Origin of the sequence: Bacillus sp. JJ1521 (assembly GCF_036965165.1) — a bacterium.
GTDB lineage: Bacteria > Bacillota > Bacilli > Bacillales > Bacillaceae_L > Ferdinandcohnia.
The window spans coordinates 1-24,319 of the sequence record NZ_JBALOX010000042.1; the positions used below are offsets into that span (position 1 = coordinate 1).

At 36.0% G+C, this 24,319-nt stretch carries 26 protein-coding genes, 1 tRNA gene and 1 pseudogene; 9 read left to right on the forward strand and 19 right to left on the reverse strand.

Annotation, left to right across the window (positions count from 1 at the left end; translation table 11 throughout):
* Positions 1 to 297: hypothetical protein (locus V7147_RS07375; RefSeq protein ID WP_335367207.1), on the forward strand; the 297-nt coding region annotated here is incomplete at its 5' end.
* Between the two features lie 9 nt (positions 298 to 306).
* Here V7147_RS07375 and V7147_RS07380 read toward each other — a convergent pair.
* Entirely contained in the window at positions 307 to 1,527 is a 1,221-nt protein-coding gene (locus V7147_RS07380; protein ID WP_335367208.1) for a glycosyltransferase family 4 protein, read from the reverse strand.
* A gap of 326 nt (positions 1,528 to 1,853) precedes the next feature.
* Between V7147_RS07380 and sstT the strand changes: the two genes are divergently transcribed.
* Positions 1,854 to 3,089: a serine/threonine transporter SstT gene (gene sstT / locus V7147_RS07385; protein WP_335367209.1), complete on the forward strand. Its 1,236-nt coding sequence runs from the start codon at positions 1,854 to 1,856 to the stop codon at positions 3,087 to 3,089.
* Positions 3,090 to 3,167: 78 nt separating this feature from the next.
* Here sstT and V7147_RS07390 read toward each other — a convergent pair whose 3' ends face one another.
* Together V7147_RS07390 and V7147_RS07395 are read right to left on the reverse strand one after the other, a co-directional pair.
* The gene (locus tag V7147_RS07390; RefSeq protein ID WP_335367210.1) at positions 3,168 to 4,667 is read right to left on the reverse strand and encodes a pyruvate kinase; all 1,500 of its coding nucleotides are present in this window, start codon (positions 4,665 to 4,667) and stop codon (positions 3,168 to 3,170) included.
* 181 nt (positions 4,668 to 4,848) lie between these two features.
* Positions 4,849 to 4,921, reverse strand: a tRNA-Val gene (locus V7147_RS07395).
* Between the two features lie 188 nt (positions 4,922 to 5,109).
* Between V7147_RS07395 and V7147_RS07400 the strand changes: the two genes are divergently transcribed.
* From V7147_RS07400 to V7147_RS07415, 4 genes and pseudogenes are all read left to right on the forward strand, one after another.
* Positions 5,110 to 5,832, forward strand: coding sequence for an alpha/beta hydrolase (locus tag V7147_RS07400; protein WP_335367211.1), 723 nt, complete (start codon positions 5,110 to 5,112; stop codon positions 5,830 to 5,832).
* A 305-nt stretch (positions 5,833 to 6,137) separates the two neighbouring features.
* Positions 6,138 to 6,653 carry a YjcG family protein gene (locus tag V7147_RS07405; RefSeq protein WP_335367212.1) on the forward strand — a complete coding sequence of 172 codons (516 nt, stop codon included), beginning with the start codon at positions 6,138 to 6,140 and terminating at the stop codon, positions 6,651 to 6,653.
* 7 nt (positions 6,654 to 6,660) lie between these two features.
* A complete protein-coding gene (locus V7147_RS07410; RefSeq protein ID WP_335367213.1) occupies positions 6,661 to 7,083 on the forward strand; it encodes a GNAT family N-acetyltransferase in 423 nt (140 codons plus the stop codon).
* 79 nt (positions 7,084 to 7,162) lie between these two features.
* A pseudogene (locus tag V7147_RS07415) lies at positions 7,163 to 7,674 on the forward strand (DUF421 domain-containing protein).
* A gap of 10 nt (positions 7,675 to 7,684) precedes the next feature.
* Here the strand turns inward: V7147_RS07415 and V7147_RS07420 are convergent.
* The 6 genes from V7147_RS07420 to V7147_RS07445 all read right to left on the reverse strand — a co-directional run bounded on the left by V7147_RS07420 (position 7,685) and on the right by V7147_RS07445 (position 11,065).
* Complete coding sequence (locus V7147_RS07420) at positions 7,685 to 7,927, reverse strand: hypothetical protein (protein WP_335367214.1); 243 nt, start codon at positions 7,925 to 7,927, stop codon at positions 7,685 to 7,687.
* A 127-nt stretch (positions 7,928 to 8,054) separates the two neighbouring features.
* Positions 8,055 to 8,309: a stage VI sporulation protein F gene (locus V7147_RS07425; protein WP_057996487.1), complete on the reverse strand. Its 255-nt coding sequence runs from the start codon at positions 8,307 to 8,309 to the stop codon at positions 8,055 to 8,057.
* Positions 8,310 to 8,452: 143 nt separating this feature from the next.
* A complete protein-coding gene (locus V7147_RS07430) occupies positions 8,453 to 8,587 on the reverse strand; it encodes a YjcZ family sporulation protein (protein WP_083497171.1) in 135 nt (44 codons plus the stop codon).
* 101 nt (positions 8,588 to 8,688) lie between these two features.
* A complete protein-coding gene (locus V7147_RS07435) occupies positions 8,689 to 9,015 on the reverse strand; it encodes a hypothetical protein (RefSeq protein WP_335367215.1) in 327 nt (108 codons plus the stop codon).
* A 66-nt stretch (positions 9,016 to 9,081) separates the two neighbouring features.
* Positions 9,082 to 10,413 (reverse strand): S8 family peptidase, encoded by a 1,332-nt coding sequence (locus V7147_RS07440; RefSeq protein ID WP_335367216.1) that lies wholly within the window; start codon positions 10,411 to 10,413, stop codon positions 9,082 to 9,084.
* A 331-nt stretch (positions 10,414 to 10,744) separates the two neighbouring features.
* Positions 10,745 to 11,065 carry a hypothetical protein gene (locus V7147_RS07445; protein WP_335367217.1) on the reverse strand — a complete coding sequence of 107 codons (321 nt, stop codon included), beginning with the start codon at positions 11,063 to 11,065 and terminating at the stop codon, positions 10,745 to 10,747.
* A 176-nt stretch (positions 11,066 to 11,241) separates the two neighbouring features.
* Between V7147_RS07445 and V7147_RS07450 the strand changes: the two genes are divergently transcribed.
* Both V7147_RS07450 and V7147_RS07455 read left to right on the forward strand, forming a co-directional pair.
* Positions 11,242 to 11,943, forward strand: a complete 702-nt coding sequence (locus V7147_RS07450; protein ID WP_335367237.1) for a hypothetical protein — start codon at positions 11,242 to 11,244, stop codon at positions 11,941 to 11,943.
* A gap of 116 nt (positions 11,944 to 12,059) precedes the next feature.
* Complete coding sequence (locus tag V7147_RS07455) at positions 12,060 to 12,857, forward strand: hypothetical protein (RefSeq protein ID WP_335367218.1); 798 nt, start codon at positions 12,060 to 12,062, stop codon at positions 12,855 to 12,857.
* Between the two features lie 175 nt (positions 12,858 to 13,032).
* Here V7147_RS07455 and V7147_RS07460 read toward each other — a convergent pair whose 3' ends face one another.
* The 9 genes from V7147_RS07460 to V7147_RS07500 all read right to left on the reverse strand — a co-directional run bounded on the left by V7147_RS07460 (position 13,033) and on the right by V7147_RS07500 (position 22,518).
* Positions 13,033 to 13,812: a HipA family kinase gene (locus V7147_RS07460; RefSeq protein ID WP_335367219.1), complete on the reverse strand. Its 780-nt coding sequence runs from the start codon at positions 13,810 to 13,812 to the stop codon at positions 13,033 to 13,035.
* Positions 13,790 to 14,893, reverse strand: coding sequence for a glycosyltransferase family 4 protein (locus V7147_RS07465; protein WP_335367220.1), 1,104 nt, complete (start codon positions 14,891 to 14,893; stop codon positions 13,790 to 13,792). The genes V7147_RS07460 and V7147_RS07465 overlap by 23 nt, the downstream gene beginning before the upstream one ends.
* A gap of 42 nt (positions 14,894 to 14,935) precedes the next feature.
* Positions 14,936 to 15,856, reverse strand: coding sequence for a hypothetical protein (locus V7147_RS07470; protein ID WP_335367221.1), 921 nt, complete (start codon positions 15,854 to 15,856; stop codon positions 14,936 to 14,938).
* A 198-nt stretch (positions 15,857 to 16,054) separates the two neighbouring features.
* Positions 16,055 to 16,291, reverse strand: coding sequence for a hypothetical protein (locus V7147_RS07475; protein ID WP_335367222.1), 237 nt, complete (start codon positions 16,289 to 16,291; stop codon positions 16,055 to 16,057).
* Positions 16,292 to 16,397: 106 nt separating this feature from the next.
* On the reverse strand, positions 16,398 to 16,745 hold the full coding sequence (locus tag V7147_RS07480) for a DUF1360 domain-containing protein (protein ID WP_335367223.1): 348 nt from the start codon (positions 16,743 to 16,745) through the stop codon (positions 16,398 to 16,400).
* Between the two features lie 145 nt (positions 16,746 to 16,890).
* Complete coding sequence (locus V7147_RS07485; protein WP_335367224.1) at positions 16,891 to 18,171, reverse strand: UDP-glucose dehydrogenase family protein; 1,281 nt, start codon at positions 18,169 to 18,171, stop codon at positions 16,891 to 16,893.
* Positions 18,172 to 18,376: 205 nt separating this feature from the next.
* Entirely contained in the window at positions 18,377 to 20,320 is a 1,944-nt protein-coding gene (locus V7147_RS07490) for a hypothetical protein (RefSeq protein WP_335367225.1), read from the reverse strand.
* Positions 20,313 to 21,311 (reverse strand): phosphotransferase family protein, encoded by a 999-nt coding sequence (locus V7147_RS07495; RefSeq protein ID WP_335367226.1) that lies wholly within the window; start codon positions 21,309 to 21,311, stop codon positions 20,313 to 20,315. Before V7147_RS07495 ends, V7147_RS07490 begins: the two co-directional genes overlap by 8 nt.
* A gap of 73 nt (positions 21,312 to 21,384) precedes the next feature.
* Positions 21,385 to 22,518 carry a glycosyltransferase family 4 protein gene (locus tag V7147_RS07500; protein ID WP_335367227.1) on the reverse strand — a complete coding sequence of 378 codons (1,134 nt, stop codon included), beginning with the start codon at positions 22,516 to 22,518 and terminating at the stop codon, positions 21,385 to 21,387.
* A 297-nt stretch (positions 22,519 to 22,815) separates the two neighbouring features.
* On the opposite strand from V7147_RS07500, the gene V7147_RS07505 reads away from it, so the two are divergent.
* A complete protein-coding gene (locus V7147_RS07505) occupies positions 22,816 to 23,439 on the forward strand; it encodes a hypothetical protein (RefSeq protein ID WP_335367228.1) in 624 nt (207 codons plus the stop codon).
* A gap of 94 nt (positions 23,440 to 23,533) precedes the next feature.
* Here V7147_RS07505 and V7147_RS07510 read toward each other — a convergent pair whose 3' ends face one another.
* Positions 23,534 to 24,319, reverse strand: coding sequence for a HipA family kinase (locus V7147_RS07510; protein WP_335367229.1), 786 nt, complete (start codon positions 24,317 to 24,319; stop codon positions 23,534 to 23,536).

Consider the following 24,319-nt stretch of genomic DNA (forward strand, 5'->3'; position numbering starts at 1 on the left):
GATAATAAGGATAATTCCAAGCATCAAGCCAAAAATCACAAAAAAAAACAAAAAAAAAATAAACGAAAAGAGAGTTTAAGCATCCTGGAACAAAAGGATCTAAAATTAAATACTAATATACAAGAAAATATCGAAGGGCGAGACAGTAGCCTTAAATATTTAACAAAACATGATATTGGGGACGATTCAGAGGTATGGAAAACAATCCGAGCATTACTACCTGACAATTATAAGATCCCAGACCCTGAGTTTGTGAAAGTCATCGAAAATTTTTTCAAAAGGAACCATAAGAACTAACATCTCACCTTAAATAAACTGCTGATATATAGCAAGCGTACGGTTTATCATCCTATCAATTGGCCAATTATTCATGGCGTGCTCTTTTGCTGCAGCAGAAAGCCTGTTACTAAGTGTCTTATTTTCCAATACTCTCTTTATATTTTGATATAAAATATCGCTTTCCCCCTTAGGAGAAATCAATCCCGTTTTTTCATGGGTTATAATTTCTGGAATTCCACCTGCATCTGTTGTAACAATTGGTTTTCCAGCGATTTGAGCCTCCATTAGAGCAAATGGATGATTATCCTGTAAACTTGGTAAAACCATCAAATCCAATTGTTTTAATAATGCGGGCACATCTTTTCTAGTTCCTAAAAAGATAATTTGTTCCTCAATCCCCAAATATTTTGCGTGATTTTTTAATTCTTTGCGTAAAATGCCGTCTCCTATGAACCAGCAAATCCAGTCATTTCGCTGTTGCTTTAATTTCGCTAAGGCTTCTAGTAAAAATTTATGTCCTTTTACTCTATCTAATCTTGCAGGACAACCTATTATTATATTGGCTTCGGGTGGAGATGGCTCCGTTTGCTCCTCCATATTTTTAATAAAATGCTCAATATCTATCCCGTATGGGACTACTGTTAATTGTTTTTCAGGAATATTAAATTCATTTTTCAGAAGATTTTTTAACCAAATTGTTGGCACAATTGTAACATTACTTACAACACCACCATAATGCTCTTCTGCTGCAAAATAGCGTGATATATATGTTTGTTTCCATTTTTGCAATTCAGATTCGGTTACAGCTTTTTTAACATGGCGGATGTACTCAAATGTATAGCATCCATGGAGGGTTGAGATTAAAGGAGTGTCTTTAGGTATTACTCGTGAAAGGGCTTTTGCAGAAATAACATCCTGTGTATGAATTATATCGTATTTTTTTAAATCAAAATAGGCAGCCGCCGCTTCAAAACCATATCTTTCAGTTTCATGTTTGATTATTGAATACATATCAGGATGACTGGATTTGAAAAATGGCTGAAAATTTTTCTGAACAGAATCAGTAATTATTGCTTTATTTATAGATCGACCGTCATTTATGATATGATATTTTTTCTCAATCGTATGATGACTTAAAATGTCAACTTCAAAATCCATATTAATGAGAGCTTTATACAATCCTTGTACGTAACTCCATACCCCTCCTGCTTGCGGTAGAGGCCAAAATGTAGCTAATAGAATCTTCATTATCTCCCCCCTTAAAAGTTTTCGTTTTGTTACTTAAGAGTATATGCAAAGTGAACATCAGCTGTTAAAATTTGAAATTGGAACAACCGTGAAAATAATAGTTTCACAAAAATTATTTTCGTATACCTACTAATATAAACCAAGCCCTCTTTAATTGGACTTTGGTTGCTTCCAATTTATGCTCAATAAATGCTGAAATAATTTCCATCTTTTAAAATTCATTCACAATTACCAATATTCATGTTAAACTTACAAATATTATATTAATCTAATATTACCATTCTAAAGCTAAGGCTATGGACGACTCTGAAAAAGGGGGAAAGAATATGAAGGAATTGTTTCACAGATGGAATCAAATTAGCCTTGTTAACCGAATACTTGCCGGCATTATCGCAGGTATTTTCTTGGCTTTAGTAGTACCTGAGGGTGCAAAATGGGTTTCAATCTTCGGTTCTTTATTTGTAGGTGCATTAAAAGCAGTTGCACCGGTATTGGTCTTATTCTTAGTTATTGACGCCATCGCGAAACATCGAAGTGGAACCCAAACAAATATCAAATCAATTATTGGATTATATGCGATTGGTACATTCGTAGCCGGACTTGTCGCTGTTGTAGCAAGCTTTATCTTCCCGGTTAAACTGACACTCGTTACAGGTGCAGAAGACGTTGTTCCTCCTAGTGGGATTTTAGAGGTACTCCAAACATTACTATTTAATGTTGTGGACAACCCAATTAACGCACTAATAAATGCAAACTATATCGGAATTCTTGCTTGGGCAATCGTTTTTGGTATTGCCTTAAAAAATGCAAATGAAACAACAAAGACTTTATTATCAAATGTTTCTGACGCAATCACGACAGTTGTAAAATGGATAATCAATCTAGCCCCGATCGGAATCATGGGCCTAGTGTTCGATGCATTTGTTACAAGTGGACTTTCAGCATTAATAGAATACGGTAAAATCCTCGCCCTTCTACTCGGCAGTATGTTTTTTATCGCATTAGTTGTAAATCCATTGATTGTTTATCTTTACATTCGCCAAAATCCATATCCACTCGTCTTTAAGTGTTTAAGAGAAAGTGGAATTACAGCCTTCTTTACACGTAGCTCAGCTGCCAATATTCCAGTAAACATGAATCTTTGTGAAAAACTCGGATTAGATAAAGATACTTATTCCGTATCTATCCCATTAGGTGGTACCGTTAACATGGCAGGTGCTGCGGTAACAATCTCTGTCCTAACACTTGCCGCGGTTCACACTCTTGGCATTGAAGTAGATTTTGCAACAGCACTCATTCTTAGTGTTCTTACGGCAATTTCAGCTGCAGGTGCATCAGGTGTTGCTGGTGGGTCCCTTTTACTTATTCCATTAGCTGCAAGCTTATTCGGAATATCAAACGATGTTGCGATGCAAGTCGTTGGTGTTGGTTTCATCATCGGTGTCCTACAAGACTCTTGTGAAACTGCCCTGAACTCATCATCCGACGTTCTATTCACAGCAACTGCTGAATACGCAAAAAAGCGTAAAGAAAAGAAAGCGACTGTGATTAAATCGGCTTAAACTTAATTATCAAATAATCGAGACCATCCATTTATTTGGGTGGTTTTTTTATTCACCTTTTCGAAAATACAGCCCAAATTAAAAATCAAATTGAACGAATGGCACCAATGAATTTCTCAAATGAAATTGTGGGTCAAGGTTAATTTCGTTGAGCTTTTGTAAAAATTCAATTGAATTTGGAACAAAAGGACCTTTATTAAGCATAATACAATCTGCCCTCAAACCGGCATGTGCATCTGTTAATTCCGTTATTGATGGGATATTCTTTTTATTCATATTTTCTAAGACTCCTGTTGCCCATATGACTGGAATATGTGCGGCATTACAGATTTCTAGAATTCCTTCTTGGGCACTTAAAAACTGCTCCAATCCAATTTCGATTACTAAATCCCCTCTTGCGATCATGACTCCGAACAAATTGTCATTTAATCCTTCCATAATTATTTTAGATAAAGATAATAAGGCATTTTTTGTTTCTATTTTTGCAACGATTCCTTTTTTTTCATCTGTTAGAAGTTCTATCTGCTGCTTTACAATTTGGATATCTTTTGGATGGTTAATAAATGAGATTCCGACTATATCAATATCTTTGTACATTGATTTTAAAATGGATAAATCTGATTTTGAAACGGCTGGAACATTCAGATGGACAAGAGAGTCTGGAAAGTTTATTCCATTTTCCGGGGATATTATTTCTTCCAATCTTCTTGTTAATATAATTTTCAATTCAATATATGTTCCAGTAATCGATGAGACCTTGGCAAAGATTTTCCCGTCATCAATATACACCCTATCTCCTATGCGAACATTCCGCACTGCTTTCGGAAGGGTAATTCCGACAGATGCTGGTTCTGATCCCTTTTTCGGATGGCCAACAAATTGATCGTCTTTATAAATTCGTAAAACATCATTTTTCTTTATTTTTATAACATTTTCTTTCATGCCTTTTTTTATTTTACTAGATATAATTGGCCCAATTCGAATTTTGGGTCCCGGCAGATCAATATAAATTTTGCATTCAGAAGCTTTTCCAGCACCACTTCCTTGATACTTCGCTTCAGTCATTTTTAATGTTTGAATCATCTTTTTCCAAACCATTAAATCGTCATGAGCACAGTTAATTCTCGCAATTGTCATGCCGGCTTTCAACAGATCATTAAAAACTTCAGGCGTTTTAAGCATGGAACTATCCAGGGTTACCATAATTTGTTGTTTGGTATTTGGTGCTTTTCCAAACAATTTATCTTTACGTTCTTCTTTTAATGTTTTCGCGGCGTTTACTTCAATATATTCCTTATTTGAATGTGGGATAGAATCTTCTTTTGAAAGGTGTTGAATGATTTTATTTAAGGAATACATGATATGGGGACTACTGTTAGAAAGTGGCAAAAATCCTTCTTCGAGTAAAACACGATTGATATTTGGTTGAAGCATTCTATTCAATATAAAAAAAGCTCTTAAATTAGTTTTACTAAGATTTGTGGAATCGACATAATTGTTTTGGGTATGTTGAAAAATGGTTGTTTGAACATCGCCCCTGAGTTTTTTTAAATATTCTTTTAGCTTCTCTTGATTCATTTCCGCCACATTCCTTTCAAGGAATTTCAAAAGTTAAACTTTATGTAACATTTTCAAACCATTAAATTTTGTAATGCATTTACATTATTCATTTATATTCAAACTTTGTATTATGTTGAAAAGTTAAATAAAAAAGCCCCAAATCCCTTATAAAAAAAGAGATTTGAAGCTTTTTAGTTGATGATTCCGAGAGGGCTCGAACCTCCGACCCCTACCCTGTCAAGGTAGTGCTCTCCCAGCTGAGCTACGGAATCAATATGTATGAATAATTCATAATATACATCGCTTTTAAAGGTTTGTCAATCAAATTTTAGTGTAAAACCATACCTAAGAAAAACACGTATAATAAGTATTTAGAATGATATGGATTTTTTCTGTGCTTTCCTTTTTTAAAACTGTATAATTAAGGATGTAAATTGTTTATTGGAGGATTAATAAGACGATGGTTAATAAAGGCACAGTTAGGGAAATGACTATACATAGTAAGATTTTAAACGAAGAACTTGAACTAATTGTTTATCTACCAGCTGCCTTCACTCCCCTATTTAAATACAATGTTCTCATCGCTCAGGACGGACGAGATTATTTTAATCTTGGCAGGGTTGCACGAGTTGCAGATCAGCTTTTAGAAACTGGTGAAATTAGCAATACCATTATTGTTGGGGTTCCTTATAAAAGCGTTGCGGACCGCCGTAGGAAGTATCACCCCGATGGTGAGCAACACCATTTATATAAGCGCTTTTTAGGGGAAGAACTGGTACCATTCCTTGATCAAGAGTTTCCAACTTATCAAATGGGCCAAGGTCGAGCACTAATTGGGGATTCACTAGCAGCGACTATATCACTTTTAACAGCACTTGAATACCCTCATACATTTGGAAAGGTGATCATGCAATCACCTCTTGTAAATCAGCATGTTCTTCAGAAGGTTGAACATTTTGGAGAGCCACACCTCCTTGATTTGTATCATGTCATTGGAACAGGTGAAACCGAAGTGAAAACGACAAAAGGTGATATCGAAGATTTTTTAACACCTAACCGTCAGTTGCATGACATCATTGTGGACAAGGGTTATCCCTATTTTTATGAGGAATTTAATGGCAACCATACATGGAAGTTTTGGCAGCCTGATTTACCAAGGGCCCTTTCAAAAATGTTGTTATAACTTTATTCAGTAGAAGTCTTCAACTTTTCTAAATATAGTTAAAGCCTCCGGCGGATGCCACGATTTTTCAATGGAAATTTTTCGAGCAGTAAGATCGAAGACTAAAAACGCCACATCCTGTGGCAACGTCTTCATGACCCACTTCATGTGGGCCTAAAAATCGGGCGCAAATACGCCAAAGCGTATTTGATTCTGTTTTAAGTATTCTATCATTTTCAGATATTTGATATAATTGTGTTATTATCTTCGTAAAACATCATTTGGTTCACGTTTTGAATTTATTAAACCATTAGGAGGGCAATAAAATGAAATATGGCATTGTTATCTTCCCGTCCAAAAAACTTCAAGACACGGCTAATTCTTATCGCAAACGCTATGACCCACATTATGCATTAATTACACCACATATCACGGTTAAGAATGCATTTGAAGCATCCGATGATGAAATTGTGGATATTACAAGGGAATTAGATGCGGTTTCCAAGCAGGTCGAACCATTTCAATTAAAGGTCTTAAAAGTTAGCTCCTTTTCACCTGTTAATAATGTAATTTACTTGAAAGTCGATCCTAATGAAGAATTACAAAAATTACATAATGCACTTCACTCTGGTTATTTTGAAGGAGAATCCGAGTATGCGTTTGTTCCCCATATTACAATTGGGCAAAAGCTATCCAGTGATGAGCATTCAGATGTATATGGTCAATTACGTATGTTAAAAATGGACCACGAGGAGCAAATTGACCGAATCCATCTCCTGTATCAGCTAGAAAACGGTTCATGGACCGTTTATGAGACATTTCGTTTAGGAAAGGAAAATTAAACACAGTATGGAAGCAAGAATTGTAACAACCAACAAAGAACTAGACGATGCCTACACAATTAGAAAAGTAGTTTTCGTTGAAGAACAGAATGTACCCCTTGAAGAAGAGATTGATCAATATGAAGATGAAGCTACACATGTTGTCCTTTATGATCACAATGAACCTGTAGGAGCTGGACGTTTCCGAGTGCTAGATGAATACGGTAAAGTGGAACGTATTTGTGTCCTCGCTTCACACCGTAAAAAAGGAGCTGGAAATGTCATTATGCATAAGATGGAGGACATTGCGAAAGAGCAAGGCATTTCAAAATTAAAGCTCAATGCTCAAACACAAGCAGAAAATTTTTATAAAAAACTAGGATATGAAACCGTATCGGGTCTTTTTATGGATGCTGGTATCCCTCATGTCACGATGATTAAGGAATTATAGGATGCCAATATGGCATCCTTTTTTCATGGATAAAAAAGGGAGAACCTGTTCATTCTACAATGATAAAGGGGTGAGATTGTTGGAGTTTTTTAAAATTGTATTTGATTTAGTGATTGGTCTTTTTGGGTTACAAATTCTTACAAAAATACTTGAAAAAAACACAAATAACCCAAATTACTGCTTTTGATTTTATCTCCGTATTGGTACTTGGTGAATTGGTTGGGAATGCAGTTTTCGACCAAAATATTGAGATCTTCCAAATTCTATTTGCCATACTTATTTGGGGGGTATTAATTTATGTGATTGAATTGATCACACAAAAAATTCGAAGGAGATGGCTCAATCAGTGTCTTAAAAATATCATCATATGAACCACCAACACGTCAAGACTATAATACGGCAGAACAAAAGGTGCGACTCCCTATTATAATAGTAAGTGATGGTGTGTTAATCCAAGAAAATTTAAAGGAAAGTGGTTTTTCTGAAAGTTGGTTACAATCGGAATTGAAAAGCCAAGGGGTAGCTAATTATAACGATTTACTTTATGCAGAATGGCGTGAAGAGGAAGGCTTGTACGTTCAGGAATTTTAGCCTTCCCATTTTAAATGGACTTGTTAAAGAGCAAACCCTCGCCAGTATATTGTGCACGGATGTTCTCAATGTATTGGCTTTGCTTTTTCGTCATCGTTTTATGTTCAATTTCATGTAAATCATAGGAACGTTGATTAAAGTTCAATGAAGTTGGATTCACCTGATGGAGTTTTATTTGGGTTGTTTTATAGTTCGTAGTGCGGTGTACATATTGATTATATTGATCATTGTTGATTGGTAAGATATAACCCATGTTTTTCCCTCCCTGTTTTTAAAAATATGCATTGTTTTGTTTTGTTATTAATAAAATTCGAAACATTCCTTGTTTATGTAGGGGTACATATAGAAAAAGGTCTGACTATTTCGCCAGACCCCTATCCTTACTTTTTGTTAATCATTTTTGAAATGGTGTTAAAATCCATTTTTTCTTTACCGTTAACAATGCTGTTTACAATTTTATCTTCCATTTGTTTGTTTACTGGCTTTCCTGCAATTTTAGAAACCTTTTTAATTACATTGCGAACTGTATTTTCATCCTTAAAATTTGCGTTTTGCAAAGAGTTTGCTAACTGGAGTACCTCCTGCATATTTACGCCTGTTTTCTTTTCGATATTCTTAAAAAAGTTATTATCCATTTCGAAGCCTCCTTACATTGTGTTATATCGTATGACCCCCGACTAAAAGTGGTGCGAAGGTTGGGGAAAAAACTATGTCATTTTATTAAATGTAGAAAGTACGAGCCGATTGACTCGTACTTCTGTTTGGGGAAATGTTGTGATTAGTAAGCGAAAGAAGTACCTACAATAATTAATAGGATGAATAATACGACGATCAAAACAAATGTTGATCCACCGCCGTAGCCCCCACCGTAACCATAGCCGCCATAGCCGCAACCACCGTATCCGAAGCCCATATTTAGCACCTCCTTATATAAAGAGTACATTATAAACTATGATTAGAAGGTGGATTTTGTGAGGACAGGTGCACAGGGCAAATGTGGAATTTAAAAAATATTTAATCCTCCATCTGCTTTTCAAACTCCAATTGTTTCTTTGAAAACCATTGGTCTAACTTTTCCATTTTAGGTTCAAGACTTTTTTCTAATCCTTGAGCCTGTGTATCTAACTGGTTTATTCCCTTTTCGTTTTCTAAAGCCCGTTTATCAAGCTTTCCCATTTGTGCTTCAAGCTCTTTTTCAAATTTCCCGGCCTGTGTATCCAATTGGTTTAATCCCTTTTCATTTTCTGCAGCCCATTTATCAAGCTTTCCTATTGCTTCATCATGGTCTTTATAATAGTCAGTAACAAAGCGTTCAATTTCGGTCTCAAATTTTTTGCTCAATGTGACTACACCTCCAATTACACTATAAAATGATAAAAACAGGCTTCTTGAGCCTGTTTTAAATGCCTATTTTATCGAATTCTCTGCATTGATATATCCAGCACCATACGTATTGTAATCGATGCCTTTCCATGTATCTGCTCCTTTTAGTAAATCCTTTTTAATATCATCTGGGGTATAAGGTTTATTCAGATTCTTTTTATTTTCAATCATTAACGCCACTACACCAGCACAAAATGGTGTTGCCATAGATGTCCCAGATAAGGTGATATAGTTTCCATCGACACGGCTTGCTTTTTGGAACTTATCAAGATAGGAATTGGGAGAACGTAATGAAATGATATTCACACCCGGAGCTACAATATCTGGTTTTGGAACATTATAGATCGTCGGGCCTCTACTTGAAAATTCGGCGATTGTGTCATCCTTGCGATCATCAAGCGTATTTTTATCATCAAGTGCACCAACAGTTATTACTTTATTGCTTATACCTGGACTCGCAATCGTAGTCGGATCATCACCCTCATTTCCCGCAGCGACACAAACGACAATTCCACTGTCCCATGCTTTTTCCACGACTTGAACCATCGGGTCAGCATCTTCATTGCTTAATCGTTGAGCTGTTACGCCAAGTGACATGGAGATAATATCAATTCTAGGATTGGTCGAATCCTGGTTGTTTAGGATACACCATTCTACACCTTTCATTACATTATCTAATGATCCTGAGCCAAGTTTGTCCAATACTTTTACACCAACAACGTTTGCATTTGGTGCAGGTGCCTTATATTTCCCACCAGAAGCCTCTCCATTTCCCGCTGCATCACCTGCACAATGGGTCCCATGTCCATTGTCATCATAAGGTTCAACATGCCCCCTCACTATATCTTGGAAATCTATTATTCTACCTTCCAAATCTTGGTGTGGATAAATTCCAGTATCGATGACCGCTATTGTTACGCCTTCACCTGTAAGTTCTGTTTCATTTCGAACAACATGATCAGCCCTACCCGCAGGAGTCGCAACATTTAATAATGCTTTTACTTCCGAATTTAAATAGACTCGTTTTACATTTGTACATGTTTGCAAAAGTTCCTCTAAACCAGCCGCTGTAACAGTTGCTGAACAGCTCGGAATGGTTTTAAATTCATATTTAACCTTACAACGCATATGACGGTTTAAAACCTCTTTAACGTTGTCTGCATTTGTTTTACCATCTTGATATTCTATAATAACCTCAAATTTTCTAGTCTTTTTAATAATTCCTTCAAGACCTTTGTGTAAAAAACAAGGTGTCCATTTAAACGGTCGATATAAGTTAACCAGATTTTTTCTAAGATTTTTGTCCATCTTTGAGCCATAATTTCTTGTAAATTGGACCATTGAAAATCCAAACATCTCTCTCACCTCCTATATATACATAGAATAAAATATGATATATGAGAGTGAGTTGGAGCGGTGTTTGTCCGAGGTGAAGTGCCTTTTTTCTATAATAAAAACCTCTCATCAATAACCAAACATTGATGAGAGGTTTACTTTTTTTACTTAACCTTCTTACACCCACAGCCACCAGACTTTTTCTTAACAGGTTTATTTTTATTAGAGGAAGAAAAAACCTTAATGCTATCTGAAGAATTTTTTTTCGTATTGTTATCCATTTTAATTCCTCCATAGATTGGTATAGTGTTAGTATATGTCCCTTTATCGCATATTGTTTTCCACGTTCTGCCTATTTTTTATTTCTTTCATGAATAAGATTGCTAAAAAACCACCCATCTTTCATGATCTCTGATTCATTGTTCAGACGTGTTTTCTGGATTTTATTAATTGGTTCACCCACATTCTTTTCTGCTGCTTCGCGGACATTAGATGAAACAAACTGTTGTTTTAGTAACTCATTTTCAGAACTTAATTGGTTGATTTGTTCCCTTAAGTTTTGATTTTCCAATAGTAATTTTTCCTTATGATTGGATTTGTATTTTGTTAGTTCTGACTGTAAATGGATAATTTTTTGTTGTAAAAAAACTGGATTACTAGAATTTCGATTCAATTTTTATCCCTCCTCATGTCTTTCCTTTACCTAATGTAAAGTATTGATTCTCCATATCATATGAACAAAATTCCGCTATTGTCACAGCACACTTGACTACCTAAAACATACTATACAGTAGCCCCAATACCCAAAGGGTGATTACAACAAAAAGGAGGAACACACAAGTGAGTTCAATGCATCATAGAGACAAAGAACAAGTTTGTATACTGACCAGAAAAATATATGACTGGATCACTCGCCAGATTGACGTAAATCTTTCATTCACAAAGAAACTACCTGTAAAGTTCAAATGTGATGGTCATACAGAGCGCACACTAGAGGAACTTTGTAATGAACTAGAACATTTTGACCATGTAACAGTTAATTGCTTCCTAAGTGATGCCAAGGGTAATCCGGTTGAAACTGGCTTCCAAAATGAAAACCAAGTGACTGTTCAAGAAATCGGGCAACGCCATCCAGTTACTGTAACATTACCTAATGGTGACCAAGTAACTCTGCAAAGGGTAAAAGTTCTAATTAGAGGCTTTATAACAGTAGAAATCCTAGATGAAATGGATCATGTGATATGTAAGACAAAAACTCCAATTCCATTCGTAACGACTCAAACATTCTTATTATGTGCTCCTGAAGGAACAGACTTAAATGTTCATGTTTCATTAGCTGAATGCGATGCAACATTAATTTGTGAGAAAGATATCCAACAGCTAGATATCAACCTTACTCTCTGCCTAGAAGTTCAAAGTGAAGCTGATGTGAAGTTAGAAATTGAAGCCAAACACTGCCAACCACGTGAAGAAATCTTAGAAGAAGTCGTGTTATGTCCAACAGAAAAATTCCCACCACAATGTCCAGAAGTTTTTCCTGCTCATCACTAAGAAGCACTGGTTAAACTAGACTGTTGAATCATCAACAGTCTAGTTTATTTTTGTTAGGTCCAAAAACACAAATCCAACATTTCTTACATACCCTGTAATGGAGAGGAGGGATACCATTGAAACCAAAACAACAGCAAGGCCATCATGAAGACAGTATCCAACTCAAGCAACGTATTATTCATTATCAATCCGAAATTGTATCCTACGAACACAAACTGAAATCCTTTCAAGCAAGAATTGAAAAAGAAAAAGTTCGGAATCAATATTTACAAGAAAAATTATATGCAATTGAGGACCAACAAATTGAAACATTTCAGAAGGAAATATATAAATTAAAGGAAAAGCTCACGCAGCTTGAGGTTGAGCTTGAGGAGGAAAAATTACGCTCATCACAACTCCAACAAAAAGTTGTTTTATCTAAACATCTAGCCGAGGCACCAAAGGAAAAACCAGTTGAAGCATTAGCGAGCATTCAAGCCCATTTTGCTTATTCTACCCTCTTACCAGCAACGGAGGATGATGTTATTACCATCATAGGTGATTTCATAATTAAAAATACAGGAACAAAAGCCTTACATGATATGATCGTTTGCATCAAACTAACTCCTAAAGACGTCGGTACTTTAAGTGGAAAAATCGTAACAAAAAAATCACAAAGCTTTATTGATTCCGATATTGATTGGGTCTTTTTAAATGATAACTGGAAAGAAAAAATTAAGGAGAATGGAGAATATTGGATTAAATATGTAGATCCAAACCCGCTCCTACCAAACGATACCATCATCTTCCCTCAGTTTGATATTAGTCTACCGAAAAATGAAGACAGCCATTCGGTCGTAGTTGATGGGTTTGTATATAGTCAGGAGTTACCAATGGGGACCTTTTCCATTAATAAAATTATTGTAAACTATTAGAAACTAATCGCATTGAAGAACCGTTTGCTTTGTAAATGAGACTGAAGAGTCCTTCACAACCCTGATGAAGGACTTTTTACTAGTTTCATAGACTCAAAAAATCCTTCATACCCTTGATGAAGGACTTTTTGCTTATTTCAAAGCTAAAAAATATTCTTCATAAACCAACTGCCATTTAGGTGTTTGAATGAAGTGGTCGGTAGCGTGATTTGATAAAGTCCCGAATTAATTTGTGAAGAACTATATCTCGACGACATACTAAATAATCAACAACCTGCTTTTTCTCCTCTTCTGTAATTCCCCAGTCTTCTGGTGTGTAGTCAGCAATTTCGTTTAATAGATGGATTGGGATCGATTGAATGATGGCTAATTGGTCGTAAAAATCTTTCTCATCTTCTATGAAGCTTGCAATTAATTCATGTGTCGCACTTTTCATGAGCTTTCTACAGTAGGTTGAGAGATTTCTACTATCCCAAGCATATGAGCCAAACAAGTCAGCATGATCGATAATATAAAGTTCGTGATTCCCTTCGACCACTTTTTTAAAAAGTACGTTTTTTTTCGTCCGATCTAGATTATACAGCCAGTAATCCATAATAATGATTCCCGCAAGCTGCTTGCGATTGATGACATTTGGTGTAGTTAATTCGTGAGCGTTTTGACAGTTTGGGATATACTCAGTTGCGAACTGTGTATTATTCACTTTCACAAGCTCCCCATCAGTCAATTCTTTAATGTAGTTTTGCGGGATTTGTACCAAGCGGCTTGGTGGAATTGGAAGTTGGAGATAGCGTGCAATGGAATAGCCAAACCATTCATTAAACAATACCTTTTCTTGGCCTTCCTTTAAAAATTTCACTATATACTGTTTACCATTATCGAATGAAAAGAGATGAGCGTTATTTGATTTTCCTTCGAATAATTGATGATACTTAGTTGGTTGGATGCCCTTCACCCCCTGTCAACTCTTGAAGTAATCTGACATAGCTTTCTGCACATTTTTCAAGTGAAAAGTTTGATACTACCCGATCTCTAGCATTAGCCGATAATGTTTGATAATACTCTGGGGAATCGACAGTTTGGTAGATTTTTTTCGTTGCATCTTGTGCATTTTCCTCAATATATAACAATCCATTCTTTCCATCCTCGACAATCTCCGGAATGGATGAGATACCAGGAGCGACAACCGGTACCCCGCAAGCCATTGATTCAATAAAGGTATTTCCAAAGGACTCCCCCTTTGTCGTTGCTATCGTGCATCCGCCTGACTGGCGAACCTTCGAGTACATATGGGGCATTTCTTGATAAGCAACCACCGGATACCATTTGACGGTATCGGTTAAGCCGTGCTCTTTCCAATAGATTTCAAATTCCTCTCTTTGCACACTACTTGCTCCACCGATGATCCAAATTTCAATATCATCTCGTTCACTTTTAATTCGATGGGCAATTTCCATTAATAGCTTCCAGTTTTTCCGCCCATCTAATCTACCAATATAGGCCACTACCTTTTTCCCTTTAGGAATGATGGGATCCTTGTTTAAGTGGGTTTCTTCGGGCTGAAGAGGTTTGAAAAATTCTGTGTCAATTCCGTTATAAATCACCTCATAAGGTGCATTTGAATCGATTAGAATAGATGCAAGTCGCTTTTGGTGATGAGAGGGTACAATAATACGGTCAGGCGTGAACTCGTCAAAATCAGGAAGATGGCGAGTAAGCTTAAGTATTTCCGGGGTCCGAGCCTCTAAGATAAGAGGCCCTTTGTAGTTGGCCTTTCGAATCCATTTATAGCCCTTTTTCGTATCACAAATAATTATCACGTCATACTTGTTTTTTTGAATAATATCCACAATTTCTTTCTTATCATTTGTTAGATAGACTGTTGCGACATCCTCCATGATATGCATGCCACCAAGATCTTTCACATACATAAAGTCTGTTTCGATTCCATATTTTTTGAAATATACGGCTCGATTTCTCCAGCCCGCGTTCACACCTCCAACTGTCAATAAGCGCCATATCACTAAAACCTTCAACAATTATCCTCCTTTAAGCAAGAACTTCAACGCAAAGTAAAGTTACTTTTTCCTTTTCTGTTTTAAAGAAGAGTAAACTCTTGCATTTTCCTTTACATTCTTCGTTTTTCCATAGATGTATTCTCGTTCAAGCTCTTTGGCTTTTGCCTTTACATTTTCAATGTCCATCCCTCGTGCAGTCAAGGCTTTAATCCATTGCTCTTTATGAACCTTCCTAACGAGGTCATCAATTTTTGAATCCCATTCATTTTTTTCAGTTAACAATACCTTTTCTTCTTTATTCAATTTTTTTAACTTTACATCCTTTTGCGCAAAGTATCTTTCGTGTAGTGCGGTTGCGTATTTTTCCATGTCCATATACTTCTTCCATTCTTCGAACAGCTGTGGAGCCATTTCTTTAACATGCTCTAAAAACATTTCTTTATATTGATTTCCAAGGCTATTAATTAGTTTTCGAGGGTATGGGTAGACACGATTTCTCCATACCGTAGTACCTACATCAAGAACCTTTAAATTTCCATCATCCTGTACAAAAATATGGCGTTTATGGTGGTCGATCCTTTCAAGACCAATTTCCTTATATGTGGTTAAAAGATGTATTAGCTTTTCCGATAAGTGTTTTGTTAATGGCTGGGATTGGAGATATTCACGTAAATCAATTCCGTAAACCATTTCCATCGCAATATATTTAGGTCCACTACAGAAGACCTTTGGGAAAAGACTTGTTTTTTGACCGAGATTTAACGCATAAAGCTCACGTGCACAAACGTCTTCTTCGCCATATACCTTCACACAAACATCATCATTCACTTGGAATACGGCTCCATGTACGCCTTTTCCGATCATTTTAAGTGATGAATTATTATTTACAACTGTAACTTCTGCACCCTCATTTGCTTGAACAGAGATATTTTTTAAAATTTTTTTTACTTCCTTACAATCTACATTCACTTGTTTATTCAATTCAAGTCCACCTCACAACGTTTCCATTTGTTTTTTTATTAGAAATAGAGATTACATATTTTTTCATGTATAAGACTATCAATATATAGTATTCCTGGGATATTATCTTGTGTGGGACAAATGATTAGAAAATCCAAATTTTATGTATTCTTTAAAGAAAAAGGCTGCTATACTTTAAAAAGCAAGCAGTCCTTTCGTTCAATAATTATAATTCTCATAAAGCGGATCGTCAGGATTTATTGCGGAAAGTTCTTCTGTGGGTTCTTCTTCTGTAGCATTCTGTATGATATCAATAGTTGGTTCCACTTCTGGTTTTGAGCTAAAACTAAATTGAACATTGATGGAGAGACTTTCTAATACACTATCCATTTCGTCCTTTACGATTATCCGGATTTCATTATATTTTTTTGACTTTTCTTTGTCCCTCTTCCCCATTCTTCTCACCTCTTTATCGTTCTTATTTTCTAATTTATGGTAAATGTCCACAATCTGCATGGACAGAAATGGATTAAAAAAGAAAATGTGTATTTTACCTACAAGACTATCTTAGTAGTTTCAAAACACAGGTTTCAATTATTGATGCCAGCCCAGCAATCGCAAATATAAGAATAAGAGGTTCTGATAATGGTAAATATAGTTCATATAATGTAAAAAGAATAGCAGTTGACCAAATTCCTGTACACCAATAACAGCTTAACAGCTCTCCAATCCATCTTCTAAGTCCAGTCCCTTTAAGCTGAATAAATTCTTCAACTGTCCCATCTGGGAGCTCTTCTTCAATTACCTTATGAAATGGTCTGCGAATAAACTCCGTGATTTTATCAAACACCAACAATCTTGTAAGACGAAAACTTGCTAACCCGAGCAGAATAAATTCAAAAACAGACAAATAACCTCCTCCTCTCTGGCCAAAACACCCGCACACAATATATTTAGGTTGGTTAGGGCTTTTCAAATGTCTATATAAATAAAATATGGTCATCTTTACGAATACATGATGACCATTTTTATGCATGCGGCTTACAAAAAATTACCTATGTTTTTCCTATTCCTTGGTAACTAAAACCCACCAACGCAAGTTCATCCTTGTTCAGTATGTTTCTCCCATCAAAAACGTATGGCTGCTTGACTACCTCTCTTACCTTTTTCCAATCCACTTGCTTATACTCCTCCCAATCTGTACAAATTAATACAGCATCTACTTCTCTTACAGTGTCTATGACATCCGTGAATTGTTCAACCTCTTTCACTGAAGTAGTAACAACAGGATCATGAACTCTTACAGTGCATTCAGCTTTCAAAAGGTACTCAATGATTCTTAAGCTTGGCGATTCTCTCGTATCATCTGTACCTGACTTAAACGCCATTCCTAATACAGCAATTGTTTTATTTTTTAATCCCCCTAATGTTCTTTTAACTCTTTCTACAAAATAAAGTGGTTTTGATTCGTTGACAGAGACTACCTGTTCCAAGATAGATAAATTCACACCATAATCCTTTGATGTTGATAATAAAGCATTTACATCTTTTGGAAAGCATGAGCCCCCATAACCAATGCCAGCTTTCAAAAAATAAGGTCCAATCCGGTGATCTAATCCCATCCCCATAGAAATTTCATCTATATCTATTTTCATAGAATCGCAAAGTTCTGAAAGTTGGGTAATAAAGGAGATTTTAAGGGCAAGAAAGGAATTTGAGGCATACTTTATTAATTCAGCAGTTTCCGGGGTTGTTACAATTATTGGGGCTGTCACATTTGCATAAAGCTCACACATCATTTTCGCTGCTTCCAGATTTAAGCTTCCGATTACGATACGATCGGGATTTATTGCATCAGATAGGGCATTCCCTTCCCTTAAAAATTCCGGATTAGAAACTACATCAAACGGGATATTATCTCTATTGTTTTCCATAATTATATTTGATACCATTCTAGCTGTTCCAACTGGGACAGTACTTTTATTCACAATAATTTTATAATTATTGATGTATCTTCCAATCATCATTGATACTTCTCTAACAAATTGCAAATCTGCTTTGCCATCCTCTTTTTCCGGAGTACCAACACAAATAAAGATTATATCGCTTTTCTGAATGGCATCCATTGCTTCTGTTGTAAACGATATATTCCCCCTATTTAAATGAGTAATTAACAACTCATCCAAGCCTTTTTCATAAAAATATAGTTTGCCCTCATTCAAGGAGTTTATTTTATTGTCATCAATATCTAAACCGATAACCTTGTGACCATTTTCACATAATACTAATCCGGTGGTAGTTCCAACATAACCTGTTCCGATAACTAGTGCATTCACCCCTAATCCCCCTTAGTGGTTTGTTTAATAACACTTCAATTTATTTATTACTAACTTATTCATTTGTATTTCCATAGTGTATTGTCCACCATAAAATAGGCATTGTTAACTACTCCACTAAGGCAGGGATATAATAAAAGTCTATTTGTTATCTGGTATTGGTACGGAACGTAAAACCAAGCGATTGCTTCGTTCTTTCATTAACTTATGTTTTATCAACTCCTAAACTAAGTGAAACTTCATCGGAATAAGCCGTTACACTTAATAAAAACCCATGACCAAATATAGGTGACCGAGGTATTTCCCATTTCGAATCCTCACTATTTAAAGAAGACCAAGTAAAAACTTTCCCGTTACGAAAGCCCCGTTTCTCACCAATATGATAGGGAATAACTGAAGAACGACCTTCCCGCAAAAGCCGTAAATAATCAGGAGAAAATCCTATATCAATTGTAAGAGGTAAAATGTCAGTTGGAATGTGCTCATATTTAATATTAATTTGCTTTTCATCCTTTTTAAGCGAAAAGCGTTTTTTCAATCCATATGCTGGACTTTCTTTTTGTTTATTAACAATTTCTACTTCCGCTTCATCTTTTCCTATTAATATTGAATGGGTTACATAGGCATCGTGTTCAAATTTCGCATCCGCGAGTGCACCAGGATGATTTATCGGAATATCCATATAATCATTTAGCTCTTCTAGCCAATTCCAATCATCTGACGGATTTCCGATTAAAAGTGCACTATTAATCTTATCAAAATAGAACATATAGATAATACGCCCACCAAAACGGGGTGTAATTACTGCAGCAAGATTATTATTACGTATGATAATCTCCTCATGCCCATCATCGTCAATATCCTTTAAATAGGCATAGATACTCTTATTTCCACTAGAAGCCTGTTCCCACCTCACCGCCTCCATTAGTACATATGCGGCTCGAGCATGACTAGCAAGAGTACATGCCCACGGTGCTGGTGTTCCAATTATATTCTCATCATTCTTACGATTTCCTATATCCGTGTGTATACTATTTGGGGCATCATGCCATGCTGTTTCATAAGCGCAGGCGAGTAAATGTTTTCTAGCCAAATCAAGTATTGGTGATTGATTATCACAATTGTGAACTAGGCATTGTAATTTTGACCATGTTTCTTTAAAGATCTTTTGATACGGTAGCCATTGAGCTGATGAAGCCCATCCCATGTAATCATTGCCTGCCCCAAATTCTTTTTCTAACTCTCGATATGTTCCTGTTCCAATTGGAATTGTTGGTTGAATAGTAATTGATTGTAGCCATTCATTTAGAAGAACTGATTTTACATTCACCTTCTTGGTAAGCCATGTGAGGAAACGTCGATATTGTTCGATAGCATCCTTATTCCAAGGTGGAATCCCAGCTACCTTCTCCATGTCATCACCATAGATTGCAATAATATCTCTTCCATCCTTTATAGCTTTAGAAAGATTTTGAATAAGAGCATTTAATCGTTGTTCATTTTGCTCGGAATCAATCAAAAGATTATATCGCATTTCACAGGACAGCGGGAGGCCTATTAAACCATTTCCGTCCTGTATTTGATATGCCTCAAACAATTCAGGGTGAAATGTATATTGTTTATCAAAGCTCTCTCTTTTAGCTTTTGGTAAAAACAAGCGATCATCGAGTAACGTATATTTAAACCCTCCGTTGTTAAGGTTCTTATCTGTGAGAGTTCTTGATAATTTTTCTGTATTCCATACTCGTTCCGGTATCCAAAATCCATTTACATCGGCTGAAAGCCAATTCTTAATAAGTCTAAGCTCCTCCTGTATTTGATGATAATTATGCTCCGAATCAAATAAAGTCATTATATTTTGTGCATAAGTAGAGCCGATAATCTCAACTAATCCTGACTCCTGCAATTCTGAAATCTCGTGAAGAAATAGTGGATCAAACCATGCACAAGCCTCAATCAGTGTACCACTAACATGGAGATGAAATGGAATTTCATATTCAGCATGTAAATCAAGTATTGCCCGTAAACCACTTGAAGCATCCGGTGGGCCAATAATTTCAGCTAACCCCGTCCGATTTTGATAGCCATTTGTAATCAAATATTGATTAGCATGGTGAACAATTGCTATCGGAACGTAAGAACTATCCAAGTGAATTCACCCCCTTAAGAAGATTTTCACATTCATTCAAAAATACATCTCTTATCTCCGAATTCCCTGAATGGAGCACACATAATTCATAGTGCAGGCTTTCAAAAAATGAACGAGCTCGATATAAAGATATCCGTTTAATAAACTCTGAGCGATAACCTTTGGAGGTATCATGAAGATAGGTTTCAATGAAACTATGAATAAATGATTTAAAAAATTGAAAATCACCTTTCTTTAAAAAGCCAAATACTTGTAATTGACAAGTTAAATAGGCTACATCCCAAGCAGGATCTCCACTAAAATGGTGATCAAAATCAATTGCAGTTACATGAGTGTTATCGACAAATATATTCTCCAAATGGAAATCACCGTGTAGCATTACGTATTTGCCAGTCCATGGATTGGGCGATGTAGATAGTAAACCGTCATGTAGAGTTTTTAATCTTTCTCCTTTTTCAGGTAGCAACATCGCAAGTTCTTGATAGAAAAACGTAATATCTGCTTCCGCTCTAGTTCGCTTAGTTTCACGTAATTCCGCTACAGGCATGGAATGTAGTTTCCTTAACCAGAAAGCGATGCGTGATGCGAGTTCGATGTAATTATCATCAGTATAAAGACATTCTTTAAGTGATTCCCCTGGTGCTTTTGTCATCAAGAGCAACATACAAGATTCAAAATAAGCAATGGGGCGGATAATCGTATATGATGATTCCATTCCCATCCCGTATTCCCATAGATATTGCAACACTCGAAAACTATCATTTCCTTTTTTATGATCAGAAAATCTTTTTCCAATTAAAGACTCTTCTACCTCTTTTCCTTCTTGGTTAAGATACGATAGCCTATACTCTACAATCCATTTTCGTAATTTCGGAATAGTAGAATTAAGAATTATTGATTGGACCTTTCTGTTTTCTTTTTCATAACACTTTTCATATGCAGAGGCTATGTGTTCAATTGAAGGAAGCAAGATCTGTTTATTATCTGACATTTTCTTACCCCTTTTCTAATATTCTTTTTATCGAATGTTGCTTAGTTCTTCATTTAAATAACAAAATAATTTACTACATATCTAGAAGTCTCGAATATAGTGACCTCGTTTCATTCGCAATATTTTCCCATGTTAGTGTGCTTACTTCTCTCGCCCCTTCTTCTCCTAATGTTTGTCTAAGTTGCGGGTTATTAAGTAGAGTAATAATAGCTTGAGCTAGTTCATTTGGTTGATTTGGTTCAACATATATAACATGCTTGACAACTTCACCAGCACCGGTGTTTGTAGAGATAATAGTCGGCAAACCTGAAGCCATAGCTTCTAGTACTGTAATACCGAACGGTTCTGATACTGACGGCAACACAAAAATAATTGCTTTTTCGTAACAATCAAGTACTTGATCTCCGTACACACTTCCTGTAAATTCGATGCGATCGTAAATCCTCCACCTCTTTGCCCTTCGCTTTAATCTTTTTAACAAATCTCCATCTCCTGCAATCATAAAGCGAATATCATCCCGTTCTGAAAGAAGTATTTGTGCCGCTTTCAAAAAATCATCAGGGCCTTTTTGCCCGGTTACCCTTCCCAAAAATAAAATGTATCCATCCGTCTTTTGATAATTACGTTTACTAATCTCCTGAAAAGACTTACTTTCAATTCCGTTATAGATAACTGATATTTTATTTGGATCTGCGTTATAGTCGAGAACAAGGCTCTGTTTTAACCTATTTGAAACAGTGATTGTATGCTTCACATTTTTTAAGGCTTCTTGTTCTATTGTTAATATTCCTGGGTTAACAGGCATTCCCGCTGCCCGATCATATTCAGTAGAATGAATTGTCCAAATGAGGGGAATATTGTAACGCTCAGCAAGTCGACTAGCCGCAAAAACCCCCATCCAATCATGTGCATGAATCAGGTCTATACCTTCTGGCTTAAAGTTTTCCTCAAGTTGAATCATAAATTTTTTTATTGTGTCCAAATCTGTTCCTTGATTATAAGCATTGGTCGAAATCGAATCACTCATTTGCAGATGGTGCATCGTCATTCCTTCTGGGATATCAAAGTTCTCTGTATTATATGCTGGTAGATAAAAATCGACTTTCACTCCGATATGAGTCAAGGCGTGTACAATTTTATAGCAATGGATACCCAATCCCCCAGAAAACTGTGGTGGATACTCCCAACTAATCATAGCAATCTTCAACTTATTACCTCCCTTTCTAATACCCTCTTAACATCACTTTCTACTTTTAAATAGAACTGGAATTACTATTATGGTATGAAATGTAAAGAAAATGTAAACGACCATTACCTACCTTTAATAAAAATGGCTAAATCACTAGTAATAAATCCAATATTGCTAATATTACTAGACTTATTACATTTAAATGGACGAATACCGCTTCACTTATTGTGGACTTTTCATAGAATGTCTTGAGTCTCCATTTCAACCTCTTATCAGAAGTTGAAGCAACAAAAAAATAAGGCGGTGTCATGATAAATGACTTTAGAGAAGGATATTTTACAAAAAGTAGATCAAATACGGGTAAGAAAGCCTGTATATCAACCTGTGATTGAAAATCCGACCTCCTTCACATTATTAGGGGTAGGTAAGCAGGGAGCAGTGTTCCGAATTGATGAGATGCGCTGTGTAAAATTGTATTTTGACAAGGAAAGCCCTGGGAAAGAACTATATTGTCTTCATTTAGGCGGGAATGCTGGTATTTGTCCGAAGGTCTATTTTTGGGATGACAATTATATTGTAATGGAATATATGGATTCCCCTTCACTCCAGGATTATTTACGTGAAAACCAACTGACAGAACAACTGACTAAACGCATTATTCAATTATTGGACACCTTTGAGGAGATTGGTTTTAACCGTTATGACCACGCAGCTCGCCACATTTACGTAACTCCCAAAGGTAAACTGAAGGTAATCGATGTGGTTCACGTTATAAAAGATCAGCCTGTCTGGCTAGCAGAAAAGCTGATTAGTGACATGGGAAAGGATGCACACCTCTTTCTTGAATTAGTAAAAAAATTGAGTCCCAAATGGTATAATCGCTGGATTCAAGATCCAGGCTTTGGACTACTTGAGGAAAAGATTCAGCGTAAAAGTTAATGTCAATAAGTTCCCCTAAATGACATTATCCCCTCTTTAGTTGGACATGTGAACCTAGTGGTCTAATCCAGCACTAAGAGGGGATTCTTTTATATTACTCTTTAACACTGTCCATCCAGTTCTGAAAAAATTCGAAATCTTGTAAGCGCTCTCGAGATACAACAAGGTAATCAATTAAGGCCTCCTTCTCATTCTCAGACACCTCCCAGTCCTCTGGGATAGAATGGACAATGCCCTGAATACTAATAAGGGGAAGTTCGTTAATCCTTTTTATATATGTGAAGATTCCTTCATCTTTTTGCAAAAATAACATGTAGATTTTATGAGCTTTTCTCCAACTGCTACTCATAATCGGAAGCTCTTTAAATGTATCAACTGTCCACCTAGCCTTATTAAAGCAGTGACCATGATCAATTATATAAAATTGATAATCACTTTGATTTATTCGTTTTAACAGCAGGTTCTTCCGATTCCGATCGACATTACCCAGCCAATAATCAAATGCAATAACACCAGCTAATTGTTCATAGTTAATAATTTTAATTTTCTCATCAAGTTCCACATTCTTAGGGAGATATACAGTATCCTCTAGAAATAAGCTGGCGTATTGAGTTCCCGAACTAAAGTTAGAAGATAAGCATTGGTTTCTATCAATGAATTCTTGTGATATATATACCGTTCGGAAAGGAATCACTGGGAGTTTAAGCAATTTTGCTAGCTTTCCAGCAACATACTCATTGACTAATGTCCTAGTTCCTGTAGGATTATTTTTAAATTTTACTACATAATCATTTCCATCATCAAAGCGAATCAAGTGTGGGGAAGAATGCCCTTTAGGCATCTTATATAGAGAATGAATTGGTTTAATATAATGGGTCAT